General features: G+C 41.2%; 17 protein-coding genes. 13 read left to right on the top strand and 4 right to left on the bottom strand.

The window, feature by feature from the left end:
- The first annotated feature begins 54 nt into the window (after positions 1-54).
- From pepV to PGP85_RS07680, 5 genes are all read left to right on the top strand, one after another.
- On the top strand, positions 55-1,473 hold the full coding sequence (gene pepV / locus PGP85_RS07700) for a dipeptidase PepV (RefSeq protein WP_270326910.1): 1,419 nt from the start codon (positions 55-57) through the stop codon (positions 1,471-1,473).
- 85 nt (positions 1,474-1,558) lie between these two features.
- Complete coding sequence (locus PGP85_RS07695; RefSeq protein ID WP_010741715.1) at positions 1,559-3,478, top strand: OPT/YSL family transporter; 1,920 nt, start codon at positions 1,559-1,561, stop codon at positions 3,476-3,478.
- Positions 3,471-3,836, top strand: a complete 366-nt coding sequence (locus PGP85_RS07690; protein ID WP_010741716.1) for a PqqD family protein — start codon at positions 3,471-3,473, stop codon at positions 3,834-3,836. The genes PGP85_RS07695 and PGP85_RS07690 overlap by 8 nt, the downstream gene beginning before the upstream one ends.
- A gap of 185 nt (positions 3,837-4,021) precedes the next feature.
- Positions 4,022-5,395, top strand: a complete 1,374-nt coding sequence (locus PGP85_RS07685; RefSeq protein WP_270326909.1) for an ATP-binding protein — start codon at positions 4,022-4,024, stop codon at positions 5,393-5,395.
- Positions 5,396-5,468: 73 nt separating this feature from the next.
- A complete protein-coding gene (locus PGP85_RS07680; RefSeq protein WP_270326907.1) occupies positions 5,469-6,629 on the top strand; it encodes an MFS transporter in 1,161 nt (386 codons plus the stop codon).
- A gap of 52 nt (positions 6,630-6,681) precedes the next feature.
- Here PGP85_RS07680 and PGP85_RS07675 read toward each other — a convergent pair whose 3' ends face one another.
- Positions 6,682-6,954, bottom strand: a complete 273-nt coding sequence (locus tag PGP85_RS07675) for a zinc ribbon domain-containing protein (RefSeq protein ID WP_270326904.1) — start codon at positions 6,952-6,954, stop codon at positions 6,682-6,684.
- 109 nt (positions 6,955-7,063) lie between these two features.
- Here PGP85_RS07675 and PGP85_RS07670 point away from each other — a divergent pair, with 109 nt between their 5' ends.
- From PGP85_RS07670 to PGP85_RS07650, 5 genes are all read left to right on the top strand, one after another.
- Positions 7,064-9,454 carry a Xaa-Pro dipeptidyl-peptidase gene (locus PGP85_RS07670; RefSeq protein WP_270326903.1) on the top strand — a complete coding sequence of 797 codons (2,391 nt, stop codon included), beginning with the start codon at positions 7,064-7,066 and terminating at the stop codon, positions 9,452-9,454.
- 174 nt (positions 9,455-9,628) lie between these two features.
- The gene (locus tag PGP85_RS07665; protein ID WP_270326901.1) at positions 9,629-10,537 is read left to right on the top strand and encodes a DMT family transporter; all 909 of its coding nucleotides are present in this window, start codon (positions 9,629-9,631) and stop codon (positions 10,535-10,537) included.
- A gap of 88 nt (positions 10,538-10,625) precedes the next feature.
- Positions 10,626-11,459, top strand: a complete 834-nt coding sequence (locus PGP85_RS07660) for a TMEM175 family protein (RefSeq protein ID WP_270326900.1) — start codon at positions 10,626-10,628, stop codon at positions 11,457-11,459.
- Entirely contained in the window at positions 11,443-11,640 is a 198-nt protein-coding gene (locus PGP85_RS07655; RefSeq protein ID WP_270326898.1) for a hypothetical protein, read from the top strand. The genes PGP85_RS07660 and PGP85_RS07655 overlap by 17 nt, the downstream gene beginning before the upstream one ends.
- A 26-nt stretch (positions 11,641-11,666) precedes the next feature.
- Positions 11,667-12,215 (top strand): hypothetical protein, encoded by a 549-nt coding sequence (locus tag PGP85_RS07650; RefSeq protein WP_270326896.1) that lies wholly within the window; start codon positions 11,667-11,669, stop codon positions 12,213-12,215.
- Positions 12,216-12,276: 61 nt separating this feature from the next.
- On the opposite strand, the gene PGP85_RS07645 is transcribed toward PGP85_RS07650, so the two are convergent.
- Positions 12,277-12,606, bottom strand: a complete 330-nt coding sequence (locus tag PGP85_RS07645; RefSeq protein ID WP_010741724.1) for a hypothetical protein — start codon at positions 12,604-12,606, stop codon at positions 12,277-12,279.
- Between the two features lie 237 nt (positions 12,607-12,843).
- Between PGP85_RS07645 and PGP85_RS07640 the strand changes: the two genes are divergently transcribed.
- A complete protein-coding gene (locus PGP85_RS07640; protein ID WP_010741725.1) occupies positions 12,844-13,338 on the top strand; it encodes an Lrp/AsnC family transcriptional regulator in 495 nt (164 codons plus the stop codon).
- A complete protein-coding gene (locus PGP85_RS07635) occupies positions 13,335-14,498 on the top strand; it encodes an aminotransferase class I/II-fold pyridoxal phosphate-dependent enzyme (RefSeq protein WP_010741726.1) in 1,164 nt (387 codons plus the stop codon). The genes PGP85_RS07640 and PGP85_RS07635 overlap by 4 nt, the downstream gene beginning before the upstream one ends.
- 68 nt (positions 14,499-14,566) lie before the next feature.
- On the opposite strand, the gene PGP85_RS07630 is transcribed toward PGP85_RS07635, so the two are convergent.
- The gene (locus PGP85_RS07630; RefSeq protein ID WP_270326892.1) at positions 14,567-15,757 is read right to left on the bottom strand and encodes an AI-2E family transporter; all 1,191 of its coding nucleotides are present in this window, start codon (positions 15,755-15,757) and stop codon (positions 14,567-14,569) included.
- Between the two features lie 241 nt (positions 15,758-15,998).
- Here PGP85_RS07630 and PGP85_RS07625 point away from each other — a divergent pair, with 241 nt between their 5' ends.
- Complete coding sequence (locus PGP85_RS07625; protein WP_270326890.1) at positions 15,999-17,120, top strand: AI-2E family transporter; 1,122 nt, start codon at positions 15,999-16,001, stop codon at positions 17,118-17,120.
- Positions 17,121-17,258: 138 nt separating this feature from the next.
- On the opposite strand, the gene PGP85_RS07620 is transcribed toward PGP85_RS07625, so the two are convergent.
- The gene (locus tag PGP85_RS07620; RefSeq protein WP_010741729.1) at positions 17,259-18,647 is read right to left on the bottom strand and encodes an amino acid permease; all 1,389 of its coding nucleotides are present in this window, start codon (positions 18,645-18,647) and stop codon (positions 17,259-17,261) included.
- Positions 18,648-19,195 lie beyond the last annotated feature (548 nt).

Here is a 19,195-nt window from a genome sequence, read left to right as displayed (position 1 = left end):
AATCTAACAGGTTTTACAGACTTGTTACAAAAAAAAGAAAGCAGGGATTAAACAATGACAATTGATTGGCAAAAAGAAGTAGAAGCACGCAAAGATGATTTACTTAAGGATTTAGGCGAACTTATTCGCATCAACAGTATCCGCGACGTGGAACATGGAACAAAAGAAGAACCTCTTGGACCTGGACCAGCTGAAGCATTACGTAAAGTTTTGGAATTCGGTGACCGCGACGGTTTCGTTACAAAAAATATCGAAAACGTAGCTGGCCATATCGAATACGGCGACGGCGAAGAAATGTTCGGACTATTAGGACACGTTGACGTGGTTCCTGTTGATGATAATTGGGATACAGATCCATTTGAACCCGTTATTAAAGATGGAAAATTATATGCTCGTGGCTCAGCCGACGACAAAGGTCCTTCAATCGCTGCGTATTATGCAATGCGCATCATTAAGGATCTAAAATTACCAATCACTAAAAAAATCCGCTTTATCTTCGGTACAGACGAAGAAAGCGAATGGGTTGGGATCCACCGTTATATGGAAGTGGAAGAAATGCCTAAAGTTGGTTTTTCTCCAGATGCACAATTCCCAATCATTAATGGTGAAAAAGGAATCTTATCTTATGAAGTAACTTTCGCGGCTAAAGATGGCGCTGAAGCTGGTGACTTTGATCTTGTAAGCATGAAATCTGGCTTACGTACAAACATGGTACCAGGGGACGCTACAGCTGTTCTTAAAGTGAACAATGAAGCAAAAGTTGCGGACATGAAGGCTGCATTTGACGCATTTATCGAAAAATCTGACGTTAAAGGCGAATTCGCTGAAAGCAATGGCGAAATCACATTAACTGTCATCGGTAAAGGTGCTCACGCACAAGAACCTAAATTCGGCGTTAACTCTGCAACATTCTTAGCGGCATTCTTAGCTGACTATAACTTAGACGGCAATGGTGCTAACTACATTCAAACAGTTGCTGAATATATGCATTTAGATTACAACGGCAAGAAATTAAATGCTTATACAAAACACGATGTAATGGGTGAAACAACTTCATCAGCGAACTTGTTCGATTATACTGCTGAAGGCGATAAAAAAATCACTATCAACGTTCGCCATCCAGAAGGCATTGACAAAGATACTATTTTAGCCAACATGGAAGAAGTCCTTAAAGATGCAGGCGTTTCAATCGCGATCATCGGTGACGTGAAAACTCCTCATTATGTTCCAGCAACAGATCCATTAGTGAAAACATTATTGGATGTTTACGAAGAACATACTGGTCTTGAAGGCCATGAAGAATCAATCGGCGGAGGTACTTACGGTCGAATCCTAGAACGTGGTGTCGCATACGGCGCAATGTTCCCAGGTGAAGAAAACGTAATGCACCAACCAAATGAATTTATGCCGATTGACAGCTTGTTCAAAGCAACAGCAATTTATGCTGATGCTATCTATCGTTTAGTTAAATAGTCGGTAATGAGAGACAGGAATCCTGTCTTTACAGGATTCCTCATCTCATTGAGGAAATGAAAGTAAGGAAGGAATTTCAAAGATAATGAAAAAACTCTCAAAAGACGCTTTTGGTGGAGTTGCAGGGAAAGATTATGTCCCGTATGTAGCTGATAAGCCTAAAAAATCAGGTTCACCAATCATCATGATTCTAGGTATTTTACTAGCTGCATTATTTGCTGCATCGACCGCTTATTCAGGTATGAAAGCTGGTTTGACCGTAGCAGCAGGTATTCCAGGTGCAATTATTGGATCAGGGCTAGTTGCCCTATTTGTAAAACCTAAAACAATTTTAGGTAAGAACTTATTGCAATTAATGTCAAGTGGTGGGGAATCTGTAGCATCAGGTATGATTTTCGTATTACCAGCCGTAATTTTAGTCGGTGGTAAAGTGAACTTCATCGAAGGTGTAGGAATCGGAGTCGGCGCTGTCTTACTTGGTGTTGGTGTGTTCTCATTGGTTGAAGAATATATGTTAGTTAGTGAACATGGTAAACTGGTTTATCCAGAAGCAATGGCTATTTCTGAAACATTAGTCGCTTCAGATACTGGTGGCGATTCACTTAAATACATGGGTATCGGCTTCGGTATCGGTGGTGTTTTAACTGCGTTGACTGGTTCTGTTTTCGGAATCATGAACAATGTTATCAGCTATGTAAATGAAAGTTTCTATAAATGGAAATTTGAAACAGAAGTAAACCCATTATTAGCAGGTATCGGATTTATCGTCGGAATGGACGTATCTGTCTTGATGTTTGCTGGTTCGATCTTAGCGAACTTCGCGATCGCGCCATTATTAGGTTACTTCATGGAAATGGCCAACAGCAACGCTCATGTTTGGGATAATGCGTCTCAATTATTGAGTGCTTCAAACTTCGCAGTGATCTCTGGTTCTTATGTTAAATACATCGGTGCTGGTATGATGATCTCTGGTGGATTGATCGGTGCGATCAAATTGATCCCAACAATCATTTCATCTATCTCTGCAACTTTGAAAGGCCGTAAAGACGGTTCTGAAAAAGAAGGCGGCGGTATGCTGCCATTGATCGTAGGTGCTGTGATCGGTATTATTATGGGATTTGTGATCACTGGAAGTGTTGCAATGGCACTTGTAGCGGGTATCCTATCAATCATCTTAAGCTTCCTATTCGTTATTGTTGCAGGTCGTTTGACTGGTACGATCGGTACATCAAACTTACCTGTATCTGGTATGACAATCGCTTCAATGGTTATCTTGACGCTAGTATTTGTAATGATGGGCTGGACTTCAGCTGAAAATACTCAACAATTACTATTGTTTGGTACATTTATCGTATTGGCAATTTCAGTAGCCGGCGGTTATGCACAATCACAAAAAGTGACGTTTGTAATGGGCGGAAACTTCAACGAAGGCCGTAAATATTTCTTGATTTCTAATATCGTTGGTGTGGTAATCGTTACAGGTATGATGGTTATCTTATCACCACAATTAGCAATCACTGGTTCTAACCCTCCATTCGGTTTACCACAAGCGAACTTAATGGCAACATTAACTTCAGGGATCACGTCTGGCTCTCTGCCTTGGCACATGATCATCGCTGGTATTGCAATGGGTGTTGTTTTACACTTCATGAAGGTTCCAATCATGACATTTGCGATCGGTTTCTACTTACCAATCTCAACAACTTCAATCATCTTAGTTGGTGCGTTGATCCGTCGTTTGATTGACGAATTGAACAAAAAAGAAACAGAAGAAGTTGCAGAAGAACGCATCACTTTAGGTGTCAGCTTGTCTTCTGGTTTGATCGCTGGTGGTTCAATCATCGGTTTGATCGGAATCATTTTACAAGTAACAGGGGTCGTAACTCCTGGTACACCAACAGGCTTCTTAGGATCTAATGGTTCAGCATTCTTGCTGCTTATCGTCTTGATCGTTGCGATCATTGCGCCATTGTTAAGTGTGAAGAAAGTGAAACACAATGACTAATCAACAGCCAAATGCTGTAAATCCTGAAACAGAAGAGCTGCTAAAACGAGTGTATCGTCTTAGAGAAGGCTTGCATTATGAAGTTCGTGACGGCATCGTCTTTGTCATTACGGAACAAAATGCTTGGATCCAACGAGTCTTACGCAAGATTCATTACAAGATCCCAGAAACTTCTGAGATGGAGCTCGACAAATACGGCAGCTTCATTTTTCAACAGGTGGATGGTAAACGAACCGTTAAAGAAATTGGTGAAAATCTTGGCGCAGCCATTGAAGAAGCCAATGATCAACTATACGATCGTCTATTGATCTATCTGCATCATTTAGAGAAGAATGAAAAGTATATTGAGTTAGTTTAAAAGAGTGTCCTTCAAGTGTTTACACTTGGAGGACATTTTTCTTTTTCGGTTATTTGAAATGCAGCTAATTTTTCGTGAACAGACTACTTATGATGATTCGAATCATGAGTGGTCTGTTTTTTGAACTTCACACTTTTACTACTTTAGATTATAATAATTTAAAGTAGTAAAAACGGAGGTGTATCATGTTTCTAGGAAGAGAAAAAGAGTTAGAGTCTCTTGAGCGAATGTATCAAAAGGAAAATTTCCAAATGGCGATAGTTTATGGCAGACGGCGAATTGGTAAAACAGCGTTGTTGAATGAATTTATCAAAGACAAGAATTCACTTTATTTACCGGCAGAAGAAGTCAATGATTCGTTAAACTTGCAAAAGTTTTCTAAACTATTAGGTGAAAAACTAGGCATCAAAGATTTTCCAACAGTTGATAATTGGAACGCCTTTTTTTCTATTATCAAAGAGCAGCTTGGAGATAAGCACATGGTGGTTGTGATTGATGAGTACCCTTATGCAGCTTCCGCAAATAAATCGTTGAATTCCATTTTGCAGCATGTTATCGATTATGATTTTAAGGAGACAAATATCTTCTTGGTTTTGTGCGGCTCATCCATGAGTTTTATGGAAAACCAAGTATTGGGAGAAAAAAGCCCACTATTCGGCCGAAGAACTGGACAGCTCAAAATCAATCCCTTAGATTATTATGATTCGGCACGTTTTTACCCGAATGCCAGCGATGAGGACAAAATTAAATACTATGCTTGTATTGGCGGGACGCCGTACTATCTCTCATTAATCGATCCGAAGCTGAGTTTTGAGGAAAATCTGCGTGAACTTTATTTTGAAATCAGCGGCTATTTACTTAATGAAGGAATTCTTCTGATGAAGCAAGAGTTTAGAGAGCCGGCAAACTATAATGCTGTTTTACAGGCCATTGCCAGCGGCGCAAATACGCTTCGCGAGATTGCAGGGTTTACAAAGCTTGAGAGCAGTTTTATCTCGAAATACCTGCTAACTCTGCAAGAATTGAACTATATCGAGCGCGTCATTCCATTTGGTTCAAATCCATTAAAAGGAAAAATCAGCCAATATCAGATCACTGAGAACTTCATTGCTTTTTGGTATCGGTATGTCTTTTCCGTAAGAGCTGAAATTGAACGAGGAAATGGCGATATTTACTTTTCAGTAGCGCTGGATCATTTATCCGATTTTATTGGACCACTATTTGAAGAAGTAACGCGTCAGTATTTGAGAAGACTTAATGCACAAGGAAAGCTTCCTTTTATTGCCAAATCATTTGGCAAGTGGTGGGGCAAAGACCGAAAAGGCAACGTCCAAGAGTTAGATATAGTGGTTGAATCCGTATCGGGAAAAGAACTGCTGGTTGGTGAGTGTAAGTGGCGCAACTCCTTTAAGGTGAATAAGACGATAGAAGTATTGAGTGAAAGAGCCGCGTACTTTGACAAATACACCACGCACAAATATCTTTTTACAAAAGGACCAATTGATAGTAAGGAAGATTCGGAGGTTCGCAACATTTCGATTGCGGATTATTTTAAGTAATTTGAGAACCATAGAACCATCAATTTAAACAACCGCTCTTCTGACGTTCGGAAGAGAAAAGAAAGAGGGAATAATGAAGAAAAGTGTTTTGTTTTTGGGTTTGATTTATCTGATATTTATTAGTTTAGGGCTGCCGGATTCAATTTTGGGTGTGGCGTGGCCGAGTATGAACGGCGATTTCCAAGTTGCTGCCAGTTCCGCGGGAATCGTGGCAATGGTGATTTCAATCGGCACGATTTTATCCAGTTTTCAAACCAATCGGATGATTCAAAAAATCGGTGTTGGAAATTTGATCGTATGCAGTATTTTCTGTACGGTGATCGGACTTTGCGGTTTTTCGATTTCGCAAAATTTTTTCTTTTTGATCGTCAGCGCGATTCCGCTTGGGTTAGGTGCCGGAGCGATCGACACAGCCGTCAACGACTATGTTGCTTTGCATTATAAGGCGCATCATATGAATTGGCTGCATGGATTTTGGGGGATAGGTGCAACTGCGGGACCGATCATTATGGGCTTCTACTTGAAGAATCAAAATTGGCGCGGCGGATACCTTGTTTTAGCCAGTCTGCAATTTATCTTAGTGGTGATCGTCTTTTTCTCTCGGAAGCAGTGGCAGCAACCACGAAAAATTGCACATGCCAGTGAGAAGCAAGACTCGATGATCACTTTGATCAAACGGCCGGGAGTCATTTTTTCTTTGATCTGTTTTATTTTTTATGTTGGAATAGAAGCCTGTATGGGGTTGTGGGGAAGCAGCTTTTTAGTCAGAGTGAAGGATATTCCGGTATCCACAGCCGCGTTTATGACGTCGACTTATTACGCGAGTTTGACGGTTGGTCGTTTAGCCGCTGGTTTTATTACCTTTTTCCTATCGAGTCGAAAATTATTGTATCTGAGTGAAACACTGCTGATAGCCGGTGTGGTCGTATTATTATTCGGCAACGGAAATTTCGCCGCGATTGGGTTTATTTTCACCGGCTTAGGTTCTGCTGCGATCTTTCCGACGATGCTGCATGAGACTCCAGGTCGCTTTGGCGTAAAAAACTCCGCGCGAATCATGAGCTTGCAGTTAGCGCTAGCGTATACTGGAACAACTTTTTTGCCGCCGTTATTAGGCTTCTTGGCAGAACGATTTACCTTAGTGATTTTCCCTTACCTGCTGTTTGTTTTCGGCTGCATTTTGTTGGGATCAACGATTATTTTAGAGAAACGAGTGAAAGAACTTCGTAATTAGCAGATCCTATATCGTAAATAATCCCCTCCATAATATATGAAGGGGATTATTCCTATTTTTTCCACCGTTTCAATTCAGGGAAGAAGCTGTCCAAGAATTCTTTGGTTTCTTCTTCGGTTTTTCCTTGTTCTGCTAAAATACCGGCTTCTTTCATATGCTTCAGGCTGATGGCGACCATATCATCCATCGTGCAGTCATCTACGAAAGTTCCGTGTTTGTAGCAATAGAGACAGTAGTCATTATTTTGAGAGCCATCATGCTCGGTGCCGTGCGTTCCTTTGGTTAAGGGCATCCCGCAGCTTTGGCAATAGGTCATTTTTTCCATGTTATCCTCCTTAAACAAGTCACAGTAATCGTTTTCATTGAACTTTAACCGAACTTGCTGGTAGTATTTGTTATACTTATTTTATCAGAAAAAAAAAGGAGAGAAGTAAATGAAATTACATCAATTTGGTTTAAAACGTGTCTCGCTTGAAGAAGCGAAAAAAGAATTGATGAAGAGTGGCTTTTTAGCCATTGATTCAGCAAAAGATGCGAAGACATTATGGTTTGAATTTTTACGAAAAAGTTTTTTAACTGTCCGCGATGAAAGTGGCTTTACGAATAAACTTGGCAACTTTTTGGCAGATGAGCACACAGATTTGGCCGAATTTTATCAGGCCGGCTCTCCGTTAACAAAAGAAGTCTTCTATACTATGGGCCTGCAATTACTGGATTTTGAACCGACAATTGATTTTGATCCAAAAAACGTTTTGGCAGAGGCTGAAAAAATCGGCGTCCCCATGAAGGATGGCGACTTTTCTACCAGCGAAACAATCATTGAAGCCTGGTATTTACTATTAACGAGTCACACAAAGAATGGTTTGAATTATTTAGACAAACTTGCTTCAGAAGGGTTCTATGTAGACAAAGAAGTCAGCAAACCCTTCTTCTTCAACGGCAAAGCGCAAGCGGTTTTTGACACGGCTCAATTGATTCGTGAGGTTGTCTATGTAGAAGCGCCGCTAGATACGGATAAAGACGGCAAAAGAGATCTGCTAAAATTAGAAATCTTGCGCCCAGCCGAAACAGAGGATGGCTTGCAAGTTGCAACTCTATTCACGGCAAGTCCGTATAGCCAAGGAGTCAATGGACCTGCTGGCGAAGAACTGACTTATGATGTAAACGTCCCATTGGAACGGAAAGAACCGACAGAGACTACTTATGAGGATATTCAATATAAACCAGCACCGGCGGAATTGCCGGCTGAACGAGAAGTAAAAGGCAAAGCCACCCATGCGACTGAAACCTTCGCACGAGAAAACAATCATAGCTTGAACGATTTCTTCTTGGCTCGCGGTTTTGCGGTCGTGTATGGTGCAGGAATCGGGACACGTGACTCTGATGGGATTCAAACGTGCGGTTCGGTGGAGCAAACAACTTCGATGGTTGCTTATATCGAATGGCTGGCCGGTAATCGCCGGGCTTTCACTAATCGTACAGATAATATTGAAATCAAAGCTTGGTGGAGCAACGGAAAAGTAGCGATGACCGGGAAATCTTATCTAGGAACCTTAGCAACGGCCTGTGCGACGCGCCAAGTGGAAGGCTTAGAAACAATTATTTCCGAAGCGGCGATCTCTGATTGGTATCAATACTATCGTGACAATGGCTTAGTCATCGCGCCGGGCGGATTCCCAGGAGAAGATGCGGATGTTTTAGCAATCGAAACCTTCAGCAAAATGCGCAATGCTGGTGATTACCTGCACAGTAAGAAATTTTTCTTGGATTATCTAAAAGAAATGGCCGAATTACAGGACCGCAAAACTGGAAATTATAATACTTTCTGGGATGAACGGAATTACTTGCCATTTATTAAGGATATCAAGTGCGACGTGGTAATGGTTCATGGGTTAAATGACTGGAATGTGAAGCCTCGTCAAGTTGCGGATTTATGGGATGCATTGAAAGATGTGCCGGTAGCGAAGAAATTGATTTTGCATCAAGGACAGCACGTCTACATCAATAATATGCCGTCAGTAGATTTCCAAGACATGATGAATTTGTGGTTAAGCCATAAATTGTACGGCGTTGAAAATAATGCCAAAGAAATTTTACCAGATATCGTTTACCAAAAAAATACCGCGGCTGAAACGTGGGATACCGTCAAGGATTGGGCACCAGCGGCTGAAAAAGTTTATCATTTAGGCGAAAAGGCGTTGTCAACAACCGTCGAAGCTGGTCAAGTAAGCTTCAACGATCAGTTGCCAAAAGATCAATACGAAGGCTACACGAAAAATATTGAGCTGTGGGAAAAGGAACTGAAGGAAAACGGGCCAATGGACGGTCACCGCTACTTGATGAAATCAGAAGCATTGGATGAAGAGCTCTTCTTAAACGGTCGTCCAAAAGTCAAAATTAAAGTGGCTTCCAGTGTTGATTTAGGAATGCTGAGTTTTGAATTGATCGACTTTGGGACAGCCAAACGCTTGAAACCTGTGCCGGATGTGGTGGCGCTGCATGGCTTGCCGCTGGGCCGCAATTGGCGCGAGGACAATCTCGTGGAATTCAAATTAGGCGCAGAAAATGACTATAAATTAATCACTCGCGGGCATATCAATTTGCAAAACCGTGAAAATGCATGGAAAAACGATGATCTGAAGGCGAATGAATTCGTCGAGATCGAAGTGATCTTGCATCCAACGATGTATCATTTACCAGCAGGCCGTCAAATCGGTTTAGCGGTTTATGGTACGGACTTCGGCATGACTGTTCGCGGAAATCAAGATATTCAGTACACCTTAGATTTGGCAAAATCGCAATTGATTTTACCAATCGGCGAATAAAATAAAAAATGAATGAAGCGCAGAAAGATTGAGTTCCACACTCACTTTCTTGCGCTTTTTTTGCTGTTACGGCTTTTTCCGACTAGCGCGTTTTTTGATGAATGCTATAATGATGGAAAAAGTAAACAGGGGTATTCGTTCAGCCCTTCATAAAAAAAGAGATCGGAGTAAGCAATGAAAGTTAGAGGAGTGTTGTTAGCCTGTTCGGCAGGTGCGTTATGGGCACTATCAGGGATCATGTGCCAAATTCTTTTTGAAAAATATTTCGTTTCGCCTGAATGGTTAGCGAGTGTACGTCTTTTGATTGCGGGCCTGCTGCTGACAGGTCTCAGTTTTTTTCAGCGAAATGTCCCGCGAAAAAAATTTTCTTCAAAGGATTTATTTAGTTTAGTATTGTTTTCTTTAATCGGTATGCTGGGTGTACAGTATACTTATTTCAAAGCGATCCAGTACAGCGGGGCGGCTATCGCGACGATCCTGCAGTTTACTGGACCTATCTTCATCTTTATTTTTTTGGTTTTGAATAAGGAAAAGAAGATCAAATGGCTCGAAGTTTTATTGATGCTTGCGACCTTTGTCGGTGTTTTTTTGATTGTGGCAGAAGGCAGCATTCGAACGCTGAATATTTCGACGATGGGCTTTATTATGGGGATCGCGTCGGCGGTTACATTGGCTTTTTATACGCTGCAGCCGCGGAAATTATTAGTAAAGTATGGTGAAATGCGTGTTGCAGGGCTCGGAATGCTCATTGGCGGTCTTGCGTTTCAGCCAATTCGACCGATCTGGCGGCCGGCGTTTCAAATGGACAGCTACTCGCTGGGGTTGGTTATCAGCATCATCGTTTTTGGAACGGCGCTGCCTTTTTTATTTCAATTATCTAGTTTGCGATTTATTGAGGCGTCGCTGGCCAGCGTTTTGACGGTGGTCGAGCCGATTTTGGCGACGATTTTAAGTGTGGTGCTGTTCAACAGTCATTTTGCCGGAGTTCAGCTGCTGGGATTCTTGATTGTAATCGTTTCAGTGATTCTTTTGACGCGTTTATCCGATAAAAATGTACTGCCGGAAGAGGAGCGGATCAGCTAAAAGACCGTTTCAACGGCTTCCCTTATCTTTATTCTTTTTTGACGATTTGGTATATGATAGACCAGAAGTATGAAAAGGAGTGGAGAATATGAAGGAACGTGTTGTCGTTTTTGGCGATGCGATCATTGCGATTATTTTGACCATCATCGTTTTAGAATTACCGATTCAGACGGCCGCAAATGGCGCTGTCGATATGTACTCACTGTTAAGAGCGGTGGGAATTTATTTTATTAGTTTTTGTTTTGTGGCGAATCTGTGGTTTCAGACCGGGTACGCGTTTAATAAGATCGAACAAGTGAAGAATAAGGATCTCGTGGTTTATCTGCTATTATTATTCTTCTTATCATTGGTTCCATCAGCGACACGGTTACTAATTGAAGATACAACCAAACAAACACTTTTGATCTATGGGGTGCTGACCCTGATCGTGACGCTAGTGATGCGGCGTTTGATTGTGGCTTTGACAAGTCAATCGTTGAAGGACGAGGAACAACGAAAACGGCGAGTAAACGAGCTGAACAAGCAGGACATGGTATCGATTGGATTTCGAGTGATCGTGTTGATCTTTGGGCTGTTTTATGTACGTCCTGCTTTAATTATTTATTTAATTTTGCCGATCATGGCCTTTTTGCAAAATATTATTGATCGCGAAGAAGACAACTTGCTTGCGACATTGGATGGTCAGCAGCAGGCGGATTACTTTCAAGATCGAAATCAGGTTTGGGGAAATTCAGTAAGACGATATTCAACCTTGCTGCGTGATTCAATGAAGGCAAATGGCGATCATGACCCTGAACGGTGGAAACAAGTCATGGCCGATTGGGAAGGACATATCAATAACGAGATCAATGAGCGGAAAGAACGACTTTCATCTTTAGATGGGAACGATAAACGGCGAGTAGAAAATGAGATCGACGGTTAGAAAAACAAAAGCAACGAATGGCGATGCAAAAGGCGATGACGGAACGACGTCTGAACCAGCAAAAGGACATGCCAAACCAACGCTTGGAGCAGCAGAAAGAGCGAAAATAAATACCGAGACGAAGGGTAAAAGAGCTTTTCGTCTTGGTATTTTTTTCATTCTTTTATATAATGAAGTATAAATATCGCAGGAGAGCTAGGTGGTAAAATGTCATTAATAATGATTGAGCACCCAATAAAGATGTACATCCGTCGTGACCTCGGAATGACTGTCGAGCAGTTCGGTAAGCTCGCAGGAATCCCGCAATCGACCTTGGCAACCTGGATCAAAAGAGAACGTCGAGTGGAAAAGCTGCCGATTGATTTTTATAGCGCATTGGCTACGGTTCGCAAACAAAAAATTGAAACCGTATACGGAGAATTACTGGAGTGGCAGCAGCGTTATGATCGCTACAAACAAGAGAGTCTGCAAACGATCGCTGAAGAGCAGCCGCTATTTTCGTTAGCAGCTGAAGAAGGCCGGACGATTTATCGGATTTATCGAACACGTCAGATGGAAAGCCAACTGCTGGAACCGGCTAGACGTCTAAGAAAAGCCATCGATCAATTGAACGCACAGCTCTTTATTCAGGTGATGATCGAGATTTACGGAACAGTAGAGACTCCTATGCCGACTTGGATCGCCAAATCCTTTAATAAAAGCGAACTGAAGGAAATCGGACAGGCTTTTTACAACGAGTTATTAATGAAGGGATAGATCTGGGAAACCAGGTCTATTTTTGTTTAGAAAGCAAAAAAAGAAGCGGTTATCCGCTTCTTTAAAGTTCTTCTTGAACTGTCTTGGTAATTTTTTTAAGATCATCCGTCATTTGACCGGAATGTTTAATGATATCTGATACTCGCAAGAAGCTGTTTTTGTACATAGCGACTTCGCGGAACTTTTTGTATTTCTCTTCGATCTCGTTAAAGGTTGCTGGTTTGCGGTCATCCTTTTCGACGGTTTCGGAGCCATTCACATAATGCATCCCTAAAAATGAAAGAGCATCATTAATTCCGTCTAAAAATGCCTCGTACTCTTCTTGCCGGATCTTGCCATCCGCTAAGCGTTGACGCTGTTTTTCAATAAACATTTCGATTACTTGTTCCATTCACAATCCTCCTGCCTCTACGCATTTTTCTTGTTGCTCATCCTGTTTATTGTACTATGAAATTTAGTGTTTGTGTTATAAAAAAAGTGAAAAATTTCGAGCAAAAGGAAAATTTGCAGTAATTTTAACGCTGTTGGCTGAATTTTCAAAATAATTTGACAGTTTTTCCTTTTTTGGGAATAATAAGTAAAAGATTAAAAAATCCTAACAACTTGTTAAACTGAAGGAGACGTTCATATGGAACAAAGTAAACGCAAGCAATTATTGAAGCTGATTGAATCCGACTGTCGGTTAAGTATGGAAGAATACGCGGTGATGCTGGGCGAGGATGAAGTGATCGTTTCTGCGGAAATCAAACGACTGGAAGAAGAAAAAATTATTTGCGGCTATCGGGCCCTGATTGATTGGGATAAAGTGGAGGATGATTGGATCGAGGCTTTGGTTGAGGTTCAAACGATTCCGAAAGGCGAAGAAGGGTATCGTGAAATCGCGGAACGGGTACGGAAATTTCCCGAAGTCAAATCGTTCTTTTTTGTCAGCGGCGGGTTCGATTTCATTTTGCTGCTGCAGGGGCGCAACATTAAAGAAATCTCGAAATTTATTTCGACGAATTTAGCGTCAATCCCGGATGTTTCGGGAACGCAGACGCATTTCTTGCTGGACAAATACAAGGAGTGGGGCATTGATATGTATCAAGATGACTCCGACCCTAGAATTCAGGTGAGCCCATGAGAGATTTTTTAACGAAAAAAATTACAGATATCCAGCCATCAGGCATTCGGAAATTCTTTGACATCGTTTCTGAACAGCCTGACGCGATCTCGCTAGGTGTTGGGGAACCAGATTTTGATACGCCTTCTCACATGACGCAAGAAGGGGTTCGTTCGATTCAAGAAGGGCGGACATTTTATACGGCTAATGCCGGTCTGATTGAATTACGTGAAAAAATCAGCGATTATTTACTTTTTCGCAATAAGGTTAACTATGATCCGAAAACGGAGATCGTTGTTACAGTTGGCGGCAGCGAAGCCATCGACATCGCCTTACGAACATTTGTCGATCCTGGCGATGAGGTAATCATTCCTCAACCTAGTTTTGTATGTTACGAACCGATCACTCAAATAGTCGGCGGCACGCCGGTAACGATTGATTTGAAAGCAGAAAATCAATTTATGTTGACGCCGGAAGAGCTGGAAGGCGTATTGACTGAGAAAAGCAAAATCTTGATTTTGTCTTATCCAAATAACCCGACAGGCGGGACAATGGATCGCGAAGCGCTGATTAAGATCGCGGATGTCGTGAAAAAACATGATCTGCTGGTTATTACGGACGAAATTTATGCGGAACTGGTTTACGATGAACCGTTTACCAGCATCGCGGAATTGCCTGGGATGCGGGAACGAACAATCGTTATCAACGGTTTTTCAAAAGGGTTTGCGATGACTGGCTGGCGCTTAGGTTTTATGGCTGGTCCAGAGATGTTTATGGAGCAGTTGTTGAAGCTGCATCAGTATACGATTATGGCGGCACCTACAGCGAGTCAATATGCGGCGTTAGCAGGATTGAAAAATAATTGGCAGGAAACCGTGGAACCGATGCGGTTGTCCTATGAAGAACGGCGGAACTATCTGCATCATGCGCTAGAGAAAATGGGATTGACCTGTTATAAGGCGAAGGGAGCCTTTTATCTCTTCCCGCAGATCAGTCAATTCGGCTTAAGCAGTGAAGAATTTGCTTTGCGCTTGCTGGATGAAGAAAAGCTGGCGGTCGTTCCTGGCTCGGCGTTTGGAAAAAGCGGCGAAGGTTTCATCCGTCTTTCCTATGCGTATTCGATTTATGAATTAAAAGAAGCGATTCAGCGCTTGGAGCGTTTTGTGACACGACTGAAATAGCAGCAAGGAGCGGAGAGATCCGCTCCTTTTTTTTGCGAAAAAAAAACTGCTCAAAAATGAACAGTTTTCTAATTGCTGGGATATTCTTCTTGCGAAAACTCAGTTTTTTCATATTCACCTTCATCAGTGCCATAATAGCGATTGTAGCGTTGCTTGAATTTTCGGAAAAGAAAGACGCCAAAGGCCTTTAATACCGTATAGGTTGGAATACCGAAAACTAAACCGAAGAGACCGAATAGATTTCCCATCACTAATAAGACCAAAACGATGGTTACAGGATGGACCTTTAATTGATCACCTAAAACTTTCGGCTCGATCACATTGCCATTCAAAATTTGTTCGACGATCCAGACAGCAACCAAACCCAACAACATTTGGAAGGAATGCAGCAAAGCAATCACCGCACACGGGACAAAGGCAATAAAAGGGCCGATATAAGGAATAAATGAAGTGACTGTAACTAAAATGGCCAATGGCAAGCCATAGGGCATACCGATGATCAAAAAGCCGACAAAGACAATCAAGCCATTGGCTAGGGCGACAATAAATTGGCCTTTCAAATAATCCCCAACCTGGCTGTTTAAGATCCCGCCTAGTTCATTTGAATCGTCGCGGAATTTAGGCGGCAGCAATTTTAAAAAGTACTGATAAAAGTGACGCGCATCCTTCAGTAAGAAGAAGGTAATGATCGGTGCAGTAAATAGAATGATGAAAAAGCCGCCAACGGTTGAAAATAATCCGCCGATAAAACTCTGGATATCGCCTAAAGAATTGGACAGAGTGTTAATTACTTGGTAAACAATATCTTCTAAAGAATCAAAAATATCAGCTGTCGGACTTTCTAAGACCGTTCCAGAGACAAGTTCCTGTAACGTTTGGTTGAAAGAATCAACGTGCTGCGGGAAGTCATTCACCAAATTCGCCGTTTGACTATAAATTTTAGGAACAGCCCAAACACTAAAGGCGCTTAAAAGAAGTAAGAGGACAACAACGATCCCTAAAATTGAATAGATTCGCTTGATCCCTTTTTTCTCGAAATAATTGACGATCGGGTCCAATAAATAATACAGGATCAGTGCCAGCAGGACAGGGGCAAAGATCGTTTTAAAAATAATCAGCAATGGATTAAAGATAAACCGCACATGGTAAAAAATAAAAATCAAAGCTCCTAATAAGACACCGGCAATCAAGGTAAAGAGTAGGTTCCGGCCGCCGATAAACTTGATCCAACGGGTCGCTTTTGTCGAAGGTCGTTCCATTTTTATCAAATCCTTTTTCTTTTTATTGTAGCGAAGAACGAATTCCGACACAAAAAATAGGCTTAAACCGTCCGTTTTAAGCAATAATTTGAAAAATGAAGGAGCAATTTCAATTTAATTGATTTGTTTAGTTTATATAAAACTTTTACTTTATTTTTAATAAAAGCATTCTTACTTGATTCTAGAAATGATAAGATGAAGCCATATCCTGGGGGATAAGAATTTTTTTAAGGAGGCTTTTATGCTGACACGTTTCAAACAATCAAAACTGTTTTTTTGGACAGCCGAGATTGTCTTAACTATTATAGGTATTTATTTTCTGCTGCAAATGCCTAATATTTTCGAACCAGTGCTGGGGATGATCTCCGCGATCGTAATGCCGTTGTTAATTGCTGGTTTTCTTTATTATATGTTCGATCCAATCGTTGTCATTTTGGAAGAACGCGGGGGATTGCCGCGCGTCGTTGGTTTTCTCTTATCCTTTGTTGTGATCGCCTTTATTATTATGTTGATCATGATGAATGCTGTTCCGAAGATGATCGAACAAACGGTTCAGCTGACGCAAAATCTGCCTGTATATGCAGAGGAATCCGGCCGCTGGATAAATGATCTGGCTAATCGAGAGGAATTTAAGAATTTCAATCTTGAACAACAGCTGGCATCTGCGAATTTAACAATCAATAATCTGCTTAAAGTCGGGATCGTTAGTGTAACCTCTAGTTTGTCACGAATTGTTGGGTTTGCGATGAAATTTTTTGTTCTATTATTTACGGTTCCTTTTATCTTGATTTTCATGTTCAAGGATGGACATAAATTCTTAGACGCTGTTTCTCAGTTCTTTCCAATATCGATTCGTAAGGAATTGCGTCAAACGGTTCGCGAATTAAATGAAACATTATCCGCGTATATCAGCAGTACGGTTTTAGATGCCTTTATCATTGGGATCTTGAGTTTTATTGCGATGACGATCTTTAAACAGCCGTATAGCTTGCTGCTGGCTCTTTTCTGCGGAATCACTAATATTATTCCGTATGTCGGTCCCTTTATTGGAGCCGTGCCGGCAATCATCGTAGGACTGTTCATTTCACCGCTGCAGGCGCTTTATATGGGGCTTTCAGTGCTGGTCATTCAACAATTAGACGGCAATCTGATCAAACCGCTGCTGTTTGGCAAGTCGTTGAATATCCATCCGTTGACGATCATCTTGGTTTTGATTGGAGCAGGCAGTGTTGCGGGAATTGTTGGGATGCTGATCTGTATTCCAGTGTATGCCGTGATTAAAACGTTGATTATCAATATCCATAAAATCTATCAAATTCGTCGCGAAAGTCAGTTGTTTAAGGACAATAGCGAAGGCAGCTAAGCCAGCGGATTTTCTGATTAATTGAAGAGGCTCTGAACTATCAGAGCTGTCCTATGTACGGGGCAGTTCGATTGTTCAGAGCCTTTTTGTGAATAGTTTACATAAGTAATGAAACGAAATAAATAACTGATTTTAATTCTAGTCATCAGAATTTCGAAAAATTTTGTTGAATATCGGTATATTTTGCTCGAATTTGAAGTAGTAAATCCCTAGAAGGGTGATAAACCAGATTGGCGAGAAAAACAAAGCCTCTCGAGTATCATCTGCTAGTGCTAGAACGAACAAGACAAACGCCAGAAAAGCGAATATCAAATAGCTGGTGTAAGGAAAGAGCGGCAGTTTGAAAGAACCCTTAGCTGCTAGTTCCGGTTTTGTTTTGCGATAACGCATATGAGTGAGGACGATCATCCCCCAAATAAAGATAAAGCAGATCGTCGCGATCGAGCTGATCATCGTAAAAATCCGACTAGGCACGAAGAAGTTCAGAATCACCGCAATAAAAATGACGAGTGTTGAGAATACCAGTGCATTCCCCGGAACGCGATTACGAGTCAGTTTGGTAAAGCGGCTTGGCGCACTGCCTTCTTGAGCCAGCGATCGAACCATCCGACTAGTACTGTAGATCGCGCTGTTGCAGGCCGACATAGCAGAACTTAAAACGACTAAATTAACGATCGAAGCCGCCGCTGCAATTCCAATCTCTGAAAAAACTTGGACGAACGGGCTTTGATCTGCGGATAGACTCGACCAAGGATAGATTGACATGATCATGAATAAGGAGCCTAGATAAAACAAAATAATCCGCAATGGAATGGTATTGATCGCTTTTGGTAAAACAGATTTTGGATCAGAAGTTTCACCGCCGATTAAGCCGACCAATTCCACCCCGCAAAAGGCAAAGGTCGCCATTTGAAACGATAGAACGAAACCGTTCATGCCTTTCGGGAAGAAGCCGCCGTGGCTCCATAAATTGCTGACATTTACTGTGCCTGCGCTTGTTTTGAAGCTGGTGAAGATCATAAAAGCACCGACAACAATCAAAACGATGATTGCAACGACTTTGATCAGAGCAAACCAGAATTCCATTTCCCCAAAAAGACCTACGGCTACTAGATTCAAGCCTAATAGTAGAACGAGTGCGATAATCTCTGGCAGCCATTGAGGAATACCCGGCAGCCAGTAGTTGACGTACATTCCAGTTGCCGTCAAGTCGGCCATCGCGATCGCGATCCAGCAAAACCAATAGGTCCAACCAGTAACGAAGGCGGCTTTATTTCCTAAGTAATCTGCAATGAAATCTAAAAATGAATGATAATTTAAATTTGACAGCATTAATTCACCTAATGCACGCATAATCAAAAAAATAATGATGCCTGTGATCATATAAGATAAAAGAATCGAAGGACCGGTAAGTTGGATCGTTTTTCCGGCGCCAAGAAACAGCCCAGTGCCGATTGCTCCTCCAATCGAAATTAATTGCACATGCCGATTTTTTAATCCTCTTTCTAATTCTTCATGACTTTCCAATAAAATCAGTCCTTTTTTTAATATAAGAAAGAGTTTATCAAAAAAATTGGCGGAAACTAAAAGTTAGCCATCAAGATAATAAAACGATTAGATTTTTATAATAAATTTAAAATAACAAAAAAATAGAAAGAGTTGCTAAAGATTTCCCTATAACTTATGCTTTGTAATGATTAAAATGCTATAATATTGACAAATTGTGTTCAGAAGTCCATGTGCATGTTCAATTTTATTGGTTCATAGGTGAATGACAAAGGACAAGGAAAATAGATAGATTAAAACGAATAAGGATGCCAGTTCAACTTTTGGCAGTTCGTTCAGTGATAAGCTCAAAAAAAGGTTGAAGTAAATAAAAGTGACCGATACTAGTAGAATGGTATACGGCATGAGAATAAACCCTATTTTTCGGTTTCTGAAAAATAGATACATTAAAACGAATAAGGATGCCAGTTCAACTTTTGGCAGTTTGATCAGAAATAAGCTCAAAAAAATGGTTGAAGTAAATAAAAGTGACCGATACTAGTAGAATGGTATACGGCATGAGAATAAAA

Origin of the sequence: Enterococcus malodoratus (genome assembly GCF_027659535.1) — a bacterium.
GTDB lineage: Bacteria > Bacillota > Bacilli > Lactobacillales > Enterococcaceae > Enterococcus_A > Enterococcus_A malodoratus.
The sequence above is the reverse complement of the archived record's forward strand: the minus strand, read 5'-3'. Positions and strand labels throughout refer to the sequence as shown.